Origin of the sequence: Micromonospora sp. NPDC006766, from assembly GCF_040636055.1 — a bacterium.
GTDB lineage: Bacteria > Actinomycetota > Actinomycetes > Mycobacteriales > Micromonosporaceae > Micromonospora.
Window position 1 is genome coordinate 1 of the sequence record NZ_JBEYIX010000085.1, and the last position, 13,375, is coordinate 13,375.

The 13,375-nt window shown below is 72.2% G+C and carries 9 protein-coding genes; 5 read left to right on the forward strand and 4 right to left on the reverse strand.

Annotated elements, in window-relative coordinates; translation table 11 throughout:
* Positions 1-384: 384 nt before the first annotated feature.
* From ABZ671_RS31425 to ABZ671_RS31435, 3 genes are read left to right on the forward strand one after another with little or no spacing between them, the layout of a single operon-like run.
* Entirely contained in the window at positions 385-972 is a 588-nt protein-coding gene (locus tag ABZ671_RS31425; protein ID WP_357864918.1) for a copper chaperone PCu(A)C, read from the forward strand.
* Positions 969-2,195: a Dyp-type peroxidase gene (locus tag ABZ671_RS31430; protein ID WP_357864920.1), complete on the forward strand. Its 1,227-nt coding sequence runs from the start codon at positions 969-971 to the stop codon at positions 2,193-2,195. Before ABZ671_RS31425 ends, ABZ671_RS31430 begins: the two co-directional genes overlap by 4 nt.
* Before the next feature lie 28 nt (positions 2,196-2,223).
* Positions 2,224-2,796 carry a copper resistance CopC family protein gene (locus tag ABZ671_RS31435; protein WP_357864922.1) on the forward strand — a complete coding sequence of 191 codons (573 nt, stop codon included), beginning with the start codon at positions 2,224-2,226 and terminating at the stop codon, positions 2,794-2,796.
* A gap of 79 nt (positions 2,797-2,875) precedes the next feature.
* On the opposite strand, the gene ABZ671_RS31440 is transcribed toward ABZ671_RS31435, so the two are convergent.
* The 3 genes from ABZ671_RS31440 to ABZ671_RS31450 form a co-directional block, all read right to left on the reverse strand.
* The gene (locus ABZ671_RS31440; protein ID WP_357864924.1) at positions 2,876-3,391 is read right to left on the reverse strand and encodes a hypothetical protein; all 516 of its coding nucleotides are present in this window, start codon (positions 3,389-3,391) and stop codon (positions 2,876-2,878) included.
* 1 nt (position 3,392) lies between these two features.
* On the reverse strand, positions 3,393-4,136 hold the full coding sequence (locus tag ABZ671_RS31445) for a hypothetical protein (protein ID WP_357864926.1): 744 nt from the start codon (positions 4,134-4,136) through the stop codon (positions 3,393-3,395).
* Positions 4,137-4,206: 70 nt separating this feature from the next.
* Positions 4,207-10,281, reverse strand: a complete 6,075-nt coding sequence (locus ABZ671_RS31450; protein WP_357864927.1) for a ThuA domain-containing protein — start codon at positions 10,279-10,281, stop codon at positions 4,207-4,209.
* Positions 10,282-10,519: 238 nt separating this feature from the next.
* Between ABZ671_RS31450 and ABZ671_RS31455 the strand changes: the two genes are divergently transcribed.
* Positions 10,520-11,125, forward strand: coding sequence for a class I SAM-dependent methyltransferase (locus ABZ671_RS31455; RefSeq protein WP_357864929.1), 606 nt, complete (start codon positions 10,520-10,522; stop codon positions 11,123-11,125).
* Between the two features lie 12 nt (positions 11,126-11,137).
* Here ABZ671_RS31455 and eccB read toward each other — a convergent pair whose 3' ends face one another.
* Positions 11,138-12,520 (reverse strand): type VII secretion protein EccB, encoded by a 1,383-nt coding sequence (eccB, locus tag ABZ671_RS31460; RefSeq protein WP_357864931.1) that lies wholly within the window; start codon positions 12,518-12,520, stop codon positions 11,138-11,140.
* A gap of 190 nt (positions 12,521-12,710) precedes the next feature.
* On the opposite strand from eccB, the gene ABZ671_RS31465 reads away from it, so the two are divergent.
* Entirely contained in the window at positions 12,711-13,319 is a 609-nt protein-coding gene (locus ABZ671_RS31465; RefSeq protein WP_357864933.1) for a class I SAM-dependent methyltransferase, read from the forward strand.
* The last annotated feature ends 56 nt before the right edge of the window (positions 13,320-13,375 follow it).

Here is a 13,375-nt window from a genome sequence, read left to right on the forward strand (position 1 = left end):
GGTCTCGGTGATCCTCTACCGGCATGGCGACGACGTCACCGTGATGCTGGAGCGCTGCCCGCACCAGAGCGGCCCGCTCGGGCAGGGCCCCGTCGAGCAGCACGGCGTCCCCGCTGACCCGTACCCGGACGCGGACCAGAACCGAAGTCCTCACGCTGGCCGTCGGCATCAACGCCGACGGCCAGCGGCGTTTCTGGGAGCTGTGCGGGCAGGCCCTCGGCGCAACACCGCGGGAACCAAGCCGGCCACGGCCGCGACTACCGGTACATGAGGGCGGGCGCCGCCTGAGCTGCGGCTGGTGAGATCAATCACTTTTGCCACGGAACTTTCTCTTTGCGGTGCTCGACCAACCCTTCGACAAACTGATCATCGAAGGGATCACCCATGCCCCGCACCACCGTCACCGGCGCGCCTCGTCGCCCGGCCATCCTGCTCACCGCGGCCGCGGCGCTCTTCGCCGTCGGCGTCGCCGGCTGCGGCTCGTCGGACCAGCCGTCGGCGCCGTCGAGCCCGTCGGCGTCGGCGAGCGCGGCGACGGAGGTGCTCGGCGTCCGGGACCCGTGGGTCAAGGCCGCCGACCACGGCATGAGCGCGGCGTTCGCCACCCTCGTGAACGACGGCGACACCGATGTGACGCTCACCGCGGCGGCGACGGACGTGTCGCCGATGGAGCTGCACACCATGTCCATGAAGGACGGGAAGATGGTGATGGAGCCCAAGGAGGGCGGCATCGTGATCAAGGCGAAGGGCACCCACGTGCTGGAGCCCGGCGGCGACCACCTGATGATGATGGACCTGAAGCAGCCGGTGAAGGCCGGCGACGAACTGACCTTCACGCTCACCTTCGCCGACGGCCGCACGCAGACGTTCACCGCCGTGGCCAAGCCGTTCACCGGTGCCCAGGAGGACTACCAGCCCGGCCACGGCCACGACCAGCCAACGCCGCACGAGAGCCCGAGCCACGCGGCATGACCAGCCGTCCCACCCCTCGCCCGGTGAGCAGGCGCGGCCTGCTCACCGGCGGCGCCCTCACCGCCGGCGCGCTCGCGGGCGCCGCCGCCGTCACCGCCCTCCGGACCGGCGAACCCACCGCCCGGCCCGGCGAGACGGTCCCGGTCGCGGCGGTCGGCAGCGCCGTCGAACCGTTCCACGGCCAGCGGCAGGCCGGCGTCGCCACCGCCCCGCAGGCGCACGCGGCGTTCGTCGCGTTCAACCTCAGGCCCGGCACCGACCGGGCCGCGCTGGGGCGGATGCTGCGCCTGCTGTCCGACGACGCCGCCCGCCTCACCCAGGGCCGCCCGGCGCTGGCCGACACCGAACCCGAACTCGGGCTGCTGCCCGCCCGGCTGACCGTCACCTTCGGCTTCGGCCCCGGCCTCTACGCCGCCGCCGGCCTCCACGACCGGCGGCCACCATCGGTAGCCGACCTGCCGGCGTTCCGGATCGACCGGCTCCAGCCCCGCTGGTCCGGCGGGGATCTGCTGCTGCAGATCTGCGCCGACGACCCGATCACCGTCGCCCACGCCCAGCGGGTGCTGATCAAGGACAGCCGCCCGTTCGTCACGGTGCGGTGGGTGCAACAGGGCTTCCGCCGCGCTGCGGGCGCCGAACCCGGCCGTACCCAACGGAACCTGTTCGGCCAGCTGGACGGCACCGCCAACCCCAGGCCCGGTGGGCCCCTGGAGACCGCCGTGTGGGTGCCCGAGGGGCCGCCCTGGCTGCGCGACGGCACCACCCTGGTCGTCCGCCGCATCAGCATGAACCTGGAAACCTGGGATCTTCTCGGCCGCACCGAACGCGAACTCGCCGTCGGCCGCCGCCTCGACACCGGCGCCCCACTCACCGGCGACGCCGAACACGACCAACCCGACTTCGCCGCCACCGGCCCCGACGGGCTCACCGTCATCCCCGACTTTTCGCACCTCACCCGCGCGCACGTCACCGACGACCGGCAGAAGATCCTGCGTCGCCCCTACAGCTACGACGGCACACCGACCGCCGAGGGCCACGCCGACAGCGGGCTGGTCTTCGCGTCGTACCAGGCCGACATCACCCACCAGTTCCTGCCCATTCAGCAACGGCTGGCCGAGCAGGATCTGCTCAACGAGTGGACCACCCCGATCGGCTCGGCCGTCTTCGCCATCCCGCCCGGCTGCCCTGAGGGCGGCTGGATCGGCCAGCAACTGCTCGGCTGAGCGTCACCCAACCGGAAAAGAACCCACCATGCCCACACGCCTGTGCCGCCTGAGCGCGGCCGCGATCGTCGCCACCCTGCTGGCCGCCCTGGCCGTGCTGCTGGCCCCGGCCTCCCCCGCCGCCGCGCACAACGCGCTGCGGGCCGCGACACCGGCCCAGGACTCCCGGCTGACCGCCCCGCCAACGCAGATCACCCTGGAATTCCTGCAGAACCTGAGCCCCAGCTTCACCACCATCGTGCTCACCGACGCCGGTCAGCGGAAGATCCCCACCGGTGAACCCGTCGTCGCCGGGGCCACCGGCACGGTGACGATCAGCCAGCCGTTGGCCAATGGCACCTACACCGTCGCCTATCGGGTCGTCTCCGCCGACGGGCACCCCGTGCAGGGCTCGTACTCCTTCACCGTCGCCGACCCGACCGCCAGCAGCGCCCCGGACGAGACAGCCACCGACGCCGCCTCCCCCGCATCCGCCAGCCCGGCCGCCTCGTCCCACCGCTCGGGCGGTCCGAGCCCGATGCTGCTCGCGGCCGGCGGAATCGCTGTCGTCGCCGCCATCGCCGGTGCCATGGTGGCGCGTCGGCGCCGCAACGCCCCCTGACCGGAGGCCACCGGCGCCGACCAGCGGCCGGTGGCCCGCGACGGCCCTGGACCCGGTGGATCGGCCGAAACGGCGACGCTCAGCGGCGCCGGGCGAACAGCACGCCGGCGCCGACCAGGGCGACGGCGGCGATGCCGCCCACGACCCACCACAGCGAGCCGCCGTCCGGCTCGGTGCCGCCGTCCGACTCGCTGCCGGTGACCGCGACCGGTTCCGCCGGTGGCGCCGACTGGGCGGCCCGCGCCTCGACCGTGGCCGCCGCGCGGACGGTCGGATCCGGCCCGGTGACGGTGACCTGCCAGCGTCCCGGCGTGAGCACCGGGCCACTGCTGTAGAAGCCGTGCCCCTCGCCGGCCGGGCTGAGCTGCACCGGCCCGGCCGATTGCCCGTCCTCGGCGGTCGCGGTGAGCACGAGCCGCAGCGCCACGTCCTCCACCGGGTGCCCGTCGAGGTACGTCGCCCGCACGGTCACCCCGGTCGCGCCGTCGCCGGCGACCTCAAGTTTGAGCCCGTCGTGGGCGGCCGCGGGCAGCGCCGGCAGCAGCAACAGCGGCAGCGCCGCCAGGAGGGCCAGCAGGGCCCGCAGTGCTCGCATCCTAATTTGCTCCTTCGTGGGCATCGTCGGCGGTGAGCGCGCCCTGCCCGGGTGCCGCGGGCAGGAAGACGTGGGTGTGGCCGTGACCGGCGTCGATGTTGAGCACGTCGAGCTGGGTGGCGGCGGTCGACCAGGTCGCCACCGCGGTGTCGCGCTGCCGGGCGGCGATCGCCAGCAGCTCCGGGCGGCGGGCGTCGGGCACGGTGAGCGCCGCGGCGTACGTCGCGACCGCCAGGTCGAGCTGGCGTACCGCGGCGGAGAGCCCGGAGCGGGCGATGTTCAACCCGGTGCCGCCCGACGGTGGAGCGGCGAACGCCTCGACCGCCTTGCCGGTCGTGGTCTGCCAGCCGCGCGCCGCCGCCGCGTCGACGGCCGGCCCGGACGTTGCGCCGTCCGGGGTGGCGCCCGCGCCCGGCGTGACGGCCGTTCCCGGGGTGGCCGCCGGGTCCGGGGTCCGGCCGGGCGGCAGGGCGGCGGCCAGCCCGTCGAGCACCGGCAGCAGCGCCTCCCGGGTACGACGGGCCTGGTCGGTCAGCTCGACGATCTGACGCGCATCGCGCTGGGCCTCCTCGGCCCGCAACTCGGCGACCCGGTCGGCGGTCGGGGAAGAGTCGCGGGTGACGGCGGCCGCGATGAGGCCGGCCGCGAGCGCGCCGGCCAGGAACGCCAGCACGACCGGGACGACACGGGAGCGGGTCGGTGGGCTACCGGTCGAGCCCCGGCGCAGCTTGGTCCGATTGCTCACGAACTTCCCCTCGTGTTGGTGCGGATGACGGGTGCGGGGCGGCCGCCGTGGCGGCCGCCCCGCGATGGTGTTACAGGCTGCCGCCCTCGGCGACGCGGGTCGCGTCCCCGTCGAGGCGGCCGGTGCCGTACAGCGACTGGCCGGAGCTGGTCGTGACTCCGGTGCCGCCGGTCGAGCCGCCGAGGCGCACGATCGCCGCCTCGGCCTCCCGGACCAGCACGTCACGCGCATCGGCATCGGTGACCAGTTCGGCGTCGCCGGCGAGCACAGCGAACGCGGTCATCTGCTGGATGGCCCGCTTGTTGTTGCCCTCCGACTCGGACGCCAGCGCGTTGGTGAGCTTGTTGGTCAGCTTCCGGTGCGCCACGGTCGTCAGCTTGCCGCCCGACCGGAATTGGTCGATCAGCTTCTGCATCTCCGAACCGCTGTTCCAGACTCCGCCGAGCCGCACGATCATCGCGTCGGTGTCCCGGACCAGCACGTCACGGACACCCCCGTCGGTGACCAGCTTGGCGTCCTTGGCGAGGTCACGGAACGCCATCAACTGCTCGATCGCCCGCTTGTCGTTGTCGGTCGCCTCGGAGAGCCGGATGTTGCCGAGCTTGCTCGTGAGCTTCTTGTGCGCCGAGTCCGACAGCAGCCCCGACGCCTTGAACCGGTCCAGCAGCTTCTGCATGTCCCGGAACGAGGTGGTGACGAAGAACCGCACGGTGGTGGTCGACTGGTTGTCGGCCTTGTCCGTGGCGGTCACGGTCAGCTCGTGCAGGCCGAGCGCCAGCTCGAACATGGGCTGGAGCGTGTTGCTCTGGTAGGCCCGGCCGTCGAGGGTGCCGACGACCGACTTGATGCCCGAGGTGGCGTCGACCGCCTCGTACCGGATTCGCACGTCCTGGCTGTCGCCGTAGAGCTGGCCGTCGGCCAGGCCGGACACCAGCACCGTCGGCCGGGTCGCGTCGATCTTCAGGATCGCCGACTTGAGCGTCTCGGTGTTGCCGGCGGCGTCGGTGGCGCGGTAGAGCAGCTCGTGCTGCCCGTCGCCGCTGACGTTGACCGGCGCGGTGTACGGCGTCCAGGAACCGCCGTCGAGCGCCCACTCCAGCTTGGCGACCCCGGAGCCGGCGTCCGTCGCCGACAGGGTCACCGGGACGACGCCCTTGTGCCAGCCCTCGTCGTTCGCCGGGGCGAACGCCGCGGTGGTCACCGGGGCGGTGGCGTCGATCTTGAAGTCGGTGCTCTTCGTCGCCTCGACGTTGCCCGCCTTGTCGGTCGAGCGGTACCGCACGGTGTGGGTGCCGTCACCGGAGACCACGATCGGCTCGGTGTAGGCCGTCCACGCGGTGTCGCCGTCGAGCTGGTACTCGGTCTTGGCCACGCCGCTGCCACCGGCGTTGTCGGTCGCGCTCAGCGTGACCGTCACCGGCCCGGTGTGCCAGCCGGCCGCGGCCGGCCCCTCGACCTTGGCGCTCGTCACCGGCGGGGTCCGGTCGCTGGCGGCGACGCTGAGCCGGAAGTAGTCGAACGACGCGGTCTTACGGGCGGTCTGGTTGGCGCCGAGGGTAAACAGACCCACCTTCGGCGTGGCCCCGACCGCGGCGTTGGTCAGCGACGGGAACGACGTCCAGTCGGTGCCGTTCGCCGAGTACGACGCCGTGTACTCGTTGCCCTTGCGCTCCAGCCGCAGGTGCCAGACCGCGCTGGTCAGGTTCTGCACCTGGGGTTGCGGGTTCTGCACCACGCCGCCGATCTCGCTGCGGAACTCGATCCGCCGCGTCACCGGCTGCCCGACCTGGTTGTCCGCGATGAAGTCGAACTTCAGGTAGTTGTCGTCATCGGCGTACACGAGCAGCCCGGCCTGCTGGTACTGCTCGTCCAGCAGACTGCCGTCGACCTTCGTCTCCAGGGTCCAGTCGCCTGCTGGCGCGGTCTGGAGGATGAAGTTGGTCGGCCCGGTGTTGTCGGTGCCGTAGATGTCACCGTTGGGCACGTCGATCCGCAGCGCGCCGCCGCTGACCCGGTACGCGGTCGGATCCTCGCGGACGATCGCGTTCCACCGGCACTTGTCCAGGCTGACCCCGTTGAACTCGTCCGACGGGTCCGCCGGCTCGGCCGGGGTGTCCGGCGAGATCTGGAACCAGTCGAAGGCGGCGTTCACCACCGGGGCGTCCGTGCCGCCCTGGAGCGCGAACAGGCCGATCTTGGGGTTGTTGATGCCGGCCAGGGCGGCGGCCCGACCGGCCGGGGTGAACGTCTGGCCGTCGGCCGAGAACTCCGCGGTCAGGTTGGTGCCGTCGCTGGTCAAGCGCAGGTAGATCGTCTCGCCGGCCGGAGCGGCCGTGCTGTCCGCGCTCTCGTTACGCGGGTTGCCCGCATCCTCCCGGATGAACTCGACCCGGCGGCTGCTCGAGTAGAGCAGGTCCAGCTTGGCGTAGTTGTCGTCGTCGCCGTAGAGGATCAGACCGGCCTGCTGGTAGTTCTGCGCGACCGACAACGTCACCTTCGTCGTCGCCTGCCAGGCCCCGTTCGGCGCGGGCTGCAGCACGATGTTGGTGGCGTCGTTGCGGGCGCCGTACAGGTCACCCACACCGGTGGGCAGGATCAGGGATCCGTCGCGCACCGCGTAGGTCTGGTTCTCCCGGATAATCGTCGGCCACCGGTTCCGGTCCAGCGAGGTGCCGTCGAAGTTGTCCGAGTGCACCCCGAAACAGGCCGTGTTCGGTGCGTCGACCTTGACCGTGACGCTGGTGAACGACTTGGCGCCGCGCGCGTCGGTGACGGTCAGGGTGGCCGTGAACAGCCCCGGCGTGGTGTAGGTGTGGCTGGCGTTGGCGGTCGTGGCCTTGCCCCCGTCACCGAAGTCCCACGCGTAGGTCAGCGGGTAGTCGCCCTCCGGGTCGGTTGCCGTGCTGGTGAAGTCGACCTTCAACGGCGCGGTGCCCGTGGTCGGAGTGGCGGACACGCTCACCACCGGTGGCGCGTTCTCGGTGATGCCCCGGCCCAGGAAGTCCACCCAGTTGACGTTGAACAGGGAGTCCTTGTGGGTGGTGCCGGCCGGCCGGCGGGCCACGAAGAACAGCGGCCCGGTGGCGGTGCTGGCCGCGGTGAGCGTGGCCGCCGCATCGGTCCAGGTCTGCCAGCCGCCGGTCACCGGCACGGTGGCGGTGGCCACCAGCGGGCCGTCGTACGCGCCGGTGCGCACCTCGATCAGGCCGCCCGTCGCGTTGGAGGCCACCCGGAAACGCAGCGAGTCGACGCCGGTGAGGTTGGTGGGCGTGAAGGACCACCAGTCGCCGTCCTCGATCCAGCCGATGTTCTGGTAGCCCCCGGCGGGGTCACCGGTCTCCTCCCGCTGCACGCCCGGGTCACCGTTGCTGTCGCTGCCGGGCACCCGGCCGGTGGCGCTGAAGTATTCGGCCTGCTTGCGCTTGGGCTGCAGTTGCACCAGCGACCGGCCGGTGAGCGGGCCCGCCCCGCCGACGCCGCCCTTGTCGGTGTACGAGGCCTCCAGGACCGCGAACACGTTGGCCTCGGGGCCGTGGCCGGAGCTGAGCGAGGTCTGCACCACGCCCGAACAGCCGGTGTACGACTCCAGCGGGTGGGCGTGCTCATCGTGGCCCAGGTAGGACTGCAGGACCACCTTGGCGCAGTCGATCTCGCCGTCCTCGGGGTCGGTCACCGTGACCGTGTACTTGATCTGGTCGCCCCAGTCGTAGAAGCCGCCGTCCGGCGGAAACTCGATCTTGACCGTGGGGGCGGTGTTGCCCGCCGTGATCGGCACGTTCGCGACCGCGGTGCGGTCCTTCGGGTTGGTCACGGTCAGCTGCGCGGTGTAGTTGCCCGCCTTGGTGTAGACGTGCGTCGGGTTCGGCTCGGTCGAGGTGGCGCCGTCGCCGAACGTCCAGGCGTAGCTGAGCGCGCCCCCGTCCGGGTCGCGCGAGCCCTGGCTGGAGAACTGCACGGTCAGCGGCAACTGGCCCGAGGTGGGCTCGCCCTTCGCCACCGCGATCGGGGCCCGGTCACCGGCGATGTAGTCGATCCGGTAGACGCCGGAATCGTTGTTGTTGCCGCCGAAACCCGTGCCCCACTCGATCATGTACATCGCGCCGTCCGGCCCGAACTCCAGGTCCATCGGGCGGATGAACTTCATCCCACCCAGCAGCCGCTTGATGTCCACCAGGGACCGGCCGTCGGGCGCGACCTGGAAGCTGTACAACTTGTTCTGGTTCCACTCGCCGAACAGTGCCTTGCCGTCGAAGTAGGCGGGCCACTTGCGGTCCGAGGCCAGGTTCGGGTCGTACCGGTAGACCGGGCCGGCCATCGGCGCGCCGCCGCCGCCGATCTCCGGGAAGAGCGGGTTGGCGGCGTAGCCGTACCAGACCGTGGCCGGGATGGCCGGCGGCAGGTTCGTCAGACCGGTGTTGTTCGGCGAGGTGTTCACCGGCGCCGAGCAGTCGAACTTCGCGCCGCTGGGGCCCGACGGGAAGGTGTAGCGGTTGTACGCGGAGTTGTTGCCGGTGCAGTACGGCCAGCCGTAGTTGCCGGGCTGCCCGACGATGTTCCACTCCACCAGGCCCTCGGGGCCCCGGTTCGGGTTGGCCGCCCCCGCGTCCGGGCCGTAGTCAGCCACATAGAGGGTGTCGGTCTTGAGGTCCATGCCGATCCGGAAGGGGTTGCGGAAGCCCATCCCGTAGATCTCCGGGCGGGTCTTCGCGGTGCCGGCCGGGAAGAGGTTGCCCGCCGGAACGGTGTAGGTGCCGTCCGCCTCCGGGTGGATGCGGATCACCTTGCCCCGCAGGTCGTTGGTGTTGCCCGCGGAGCGCTGCGCGTCATAGTCCTGACGGCCCGGCCGCTCGTCGATCGGGGTGTAGTTGTCCGACTCGAACGGGTTGGTGTTGTCGCCGGTGGCCAGGTAGAGGTTGCCGGCGCTGTCGAACACGATGCTGCCGCCCGCGTGGCAGCAGGTGTTGCGCTGGGTGTCGACCTGCAGCAGCACCTTCTCGCTCGCCAGGTTGATCGAGTCACCCTCCACGGTGAAGCGGGACAGCAGGTTGCGCGGCCCGCCGCCATTGGGTGAGTAATACAGGTAGATCCACTTGTTGGTCGCGAACTTCGGGTCCAACCGCAGGCCGAGCAGCCCGTCCTCGTTACCCGTGAAAACGTTGAGCCGGATCGCCGTGACCGTGGTGTGGGTGTCCGGCTTGATGATCTGGACCCGGCCGTCGCGCTCGGCGTAGAACACCCGCCCGTCCGCGGCGATGTCCAACTCCATCGGGTTGTTCGTGTTGCCGTCCAGGGTGACCTTTTCGAACGAGCCGTTCAACGAGGCGCTGCAGTCGCCCTTCACCGCGCCCGCCACGGTCTGGATGCCGCCGAGCAGGTGAGCCAGGAACTGCGGCTCGGTGTAGGACTCCTGGGTGTGGCCACCGGCGGTGTACCAGGCGCGTCCGCCGTCGTAGTCGTGGCACCAGGCGAACGGGTGGTCGGCGCCCATCGCGCCTGCGCCCGGCGAGTAGCTGCGCTCGTCGAGGCTGGCCAGCACGTGCACCTTGCCACGCGGGTTGGTCCGGAAGTTGTACCACTCGTCGTAGCGGGACCACCGCGACGGCAGCGACGTGGTCGACGGGTGCGCTGGGTCCTCCACCTTGATGGTGGCCGTCTGGTTGGCCGGGTGCGACGTGAAGTACGCGCCGACCAGGTTGCCGTACCAGGACCAGTCGTACTCGGTGTCGGAGGCGGCGTGGACGCCGGCGTAGCCGCCGCCGGCCTGGATGTAGCGCTCGAAGGCCGCCTGCTGCGCCTCGTTGAGGACGTCACCAGTGGTGGACAGCCAGATGACGGCCTTGTACCGGGCGAGGTTGGCGTCGTTGAACGCGGCGCCGTCCTCCGTCCGGTCGACGGCGAAGCCGTGCTGGGTGCCGAGCTTCTCGATGGCGGCGATGCCGGCGGGGATGGAGTCGTGCCGGAACCCGGCGGTCTTGGAGAAGACCAGCACCGAGTAGGTCGGCTCCGCGGTCGCCTTAGCGGTCGCCGCCTGGGCTGCGGTCGGGCCGCCCACCAGCGCGGTCGCCGTCGCGGTGAGGCCGACGGTGATACTCAGCAGGGCATGGGAGAGGGCGTCGCGTAGCCCGCGACGTCGGCGATGTGACATGAGGGAATTCCTCCGTCGATCAGGGACAGGGGGGTCCCCAGCCCGGCTCGCCGAAGACCGGTCAGGGCTGTTCAACACCGCCGGCCCGCCGAGGCCGTGGCATTTTTGTCAGCTGACTGAACAAATTAACGCTCGGAGATGGCCGCGAGGGCAAGACAGTTGCGAGACGAATCCAGGTCACGTTTGGATAACAGGCCGTGCGCGCCGACGCCGGCAGGGCTCCGGCTACGGTGACGGCATGGGAAAGCCGACCCGTTGGGAGACCGATACCGAGCCCGGCCACTCGCAGTGGTACATCGAGCGGTTCCGGCGGCTCGCCGCCGAGGGGGCCGATCTGACCGGCGAGGCTCGGCTGCTGGACGCGATGGTCCCACCGGGCGCCCGGATCCTGGACGCCGGCTGCGGCACCGGCCGGGTCGGCGCCGCACTCGCCGCCCGCGGCCACCGCGTGGTCGGGGTGGACGCCGACCCGGCGCTGATCGAGGCGGCCCGCGCCGACCACCCCGGTCCGCGCTGGCTGGTCGGCGACCTGGCCGAACTGGACCTGACTCCGCAGGGCGAGCCGGAGCCGTTCGACGCCGTCGTGTGCGCCGGCAATGTGCTGGCCTTCGTCGCCCCGGGCACCGAGAGGGCCGTGCTGGCCCGGATCGCCGCGCACGTCCGCCCGGACGGGATCGTGGTGGTCGGCTTCGGCACCGACCGCGGCTACCCGCTCACCGATTTCGACGCCGACGCGGTGGCGGCGGGATTCCGCCTGGAGCACCGCTTCGCCACCTGGGACCTGCGCCCGTGGCGGGACGACGCCGGCTTCGCGGTGACGGCACTACGCAAACCCGCCCACTGATCGGGAACGGGTTCAGGCCGGGGCGGCGACCGTCCGGGCGGCGGTCGGGTCGAGCGGGCTGCCGGCCGGGATCAGGCTGACCAGGCTCGCCGGCAACCGCACCGGGTGCACGCCGGCGTAGCCGAGCATGCCGAGCACGTCGGGGCCGGTGAGCACGTGCCGCCGGCCGAGGTCGGTGACGACGCAGATCGCGCCCCCGGCGGCACCGGGCGCCGGCACGGCCTCGACCACCGCGCCCCTGCCCGGTTCGACCATCACCCGGTCGGCGAGCCCGCCCTGATCGACCGCCCTCGGTGGCGCGGCGGTGAGGTCCGGCGGTCGGACGCCCACCCGGACGTCGGGTACGCCGGCGTCGTCGCTGACCTTGGCGCAGAGCGCACCGCCGTCCGCGGTCGCCAGCCGGGGCGGCGCGGCCGGCGGGGCGGCCGGCCCGGCCGGCGCCCGGTCGGAAAGCTTGGGCAGGGCGGCGAAGCGGCCGAGGGTGATCGGCTTCGGGTCGCCCTGACCGGTCCGGGCGAGCAGCAGCGCGGCTTGAAACTCGGTGATGCCGGCCAGGCCGTCCCGCTCGGCCACCGCGTACTGACGGCTGCCACCCGAGTTGCGGACCAGGTAGACGTCGCCGACGGTGGCGCCGTCGACCCGGTCGGAGGGCTCACCGAGGTGGCGCACCGAGGGCGGGGCCAGGTCGGCGCCGGCCGGCACGGTGTTGAGCAACGCCGGGGCCACCGCCGTCGCCCGGGCTGGGGTGGCGGCCAGCGCGGCGAGCACCCGGTCGGGATCCCGGAGCAGGTAGCGCCGCCCGTGCCAGAGCAGGTGCAGGCTGCCGTCGGGATGCCGCAGCAGCAACGCCTGCTCGCCGAGCGACCGCCCGCCGGGCGCGTCCCGCCCGATCAGCAGGGCCGAGCGGACCTCGGCCCGCCCCGCCTCGGTGACGTCGACCGAGCAGACCGTCCATGCCGCGGTGGCGAGCCGGCCGGACGACGGCAGGGAGTCCGGCGCGTCGGGGATGCCGAGGGGCAGGCCGCGCGGCACGCCTTCGATCGAGCGGCGGGAGACCAGGACGGTCTTCGGGCGGTCCGCTCCGATGATCAGCAGGGCGGAGGCGTAGTTGAGCACCGGATGGAGCGTGTTCTCCCGGTAGACGAACCGCGCACCGGACTCCTTCTCCACGATCACCGCGCCGGGGTCACGCCAGGAACTGCCCCCGCCGGCGAACAGGCCGTACAGGGCCACGCCGCCGAGCGCGATCACGGCGACCAGCACACTGGCCAGGCCCGCGCCGGCCAGCCGCCGGAACGGCGACCGCGCGGGGTCGGTCTCCCGCATCACCAGCGCGGCCACCGCCCGCTGGACGGTGAACTGGTACGAGTGGAGTTGGTCCTGCCGCGACGGCATCGGGCCCCTTCCGCTGGATCGTTCGGGGCACAGAATAAGCACTGCGTCGATCCCTCGTGGGCCCTGCGTGTCGCCCGACGGTGGCGTGTGCGGGTGAGTCACCTACAGAACGGACCGCTGTGGGAGCGCTTACATTTGGCGGTACGGTCACGGTGGCGTCGGGGGCGACGCCGCCGGAGGGGGAGACGTAGTGGACAGTAGCGCCTGGGACGCGCGGTACGCCGCCACGCCGGATCTGGTGTGGGGCGCCGAGCCGAACCGGTTCGTCGTCGAGTCGGTCGAGGGGCTCAGCCCCGGCAGCGCCCTCGACGTGGCGGCCGGTGAGGGACGCAACACCGCCTGGCTGGCCGAGCGCGGCTGGCGGGTCACCGCGCTGGACTTCTCGCCGGTGGCCGTCGAGCGAGGTCGTGAGCTGGCCGCCCGCCGGGGCGTAGCGGTCGAGTGGCGGGTCGTGGACGTCACCGCGTACCGGCCGGTGCCCGGCAGCTACGACCTGGTCCTGATCAGCTACCTGCACCTGCCCGCGGAGCAGCTGGCGGCGGTCCTCGACTCGGCGCGGCGGGCGCTGCGCCCCGGCGGCGCCCTGGTCATCGTCGGCCACGACCGGGCCAACCTCACCGGCGGCACCGGCGGCCCGCAGGACCCGGCGATCCTGCTCACCCCGGAGGCCGTGGTCGACGGCCTCGCCGGGCTGCGAATCCAGCGGGCCGAGACCGTCCGCCGCCCGGTGCCCACCAGCGACGGCGGGAGCGTTGACGCCCTCGACACCGTCGTGGTCGCGATCCGCCCCACCGCCTGAAGTGCAAGGTTGGGGGCCCGATTATAATAAGAGTGGTTAAATTGGGCGCCAACAAG

Excerpts from the sequence above, each read along its gene's own strand:
- ABZ671_RS31435 (WP_357864922.1), top strand. The coding sequence starts at position 2,224 with ATGCCCACACGCCTGTGCCGCCTGAGCGCGGCCGCGATCGTCGCCACC.
- ABZ671_RS31450 (WP_357864927.1), bottom strand. The coding sequence starts at position 10,281 with ATGTCACATCGCCGACGTCGCGGGCTACGCGACGCCCTCTCCCATGCC.
- ABZ671_RS31440 (WP_357864924.1), bottom strand. The coding sequence starts at position 3,391 with ATGCGAGCACTGCGGGCCCTGCTGGCCCTCCTGGCGGCGCTGCCGCTG.
- eccB (WP_357864931.1), bottom strand. The coding sequence starts at position 12,520 with ATGCCGTCGCGGCAGGACCAACTCCACTCGTACCAGTTCACCGTCCAG.
- ABZ671_RS31430 (WP_357864920.1), top strand. The coding sequence starts at position 969 with ATGACCAGCCGTCCCACCCCTCGCCCGGTGAGCAGGCGCGGCCTGCTC.
- ABZ671_RS31455 (WP_357864929.1), top strand. The coding sequence starts at position 10,520 with ATGGGAAAGCCGACCCGTTGGGAGACCGATACCGAGCCCGGCCACTCG.
- ABZ671_RS31425 (WP_357864918.1), top strand. The coding sequence starts at position 385 with ATGCCCCGCACCACCGTCACCGGCGCGCCTCGTCGCCCGGCCATCCTG.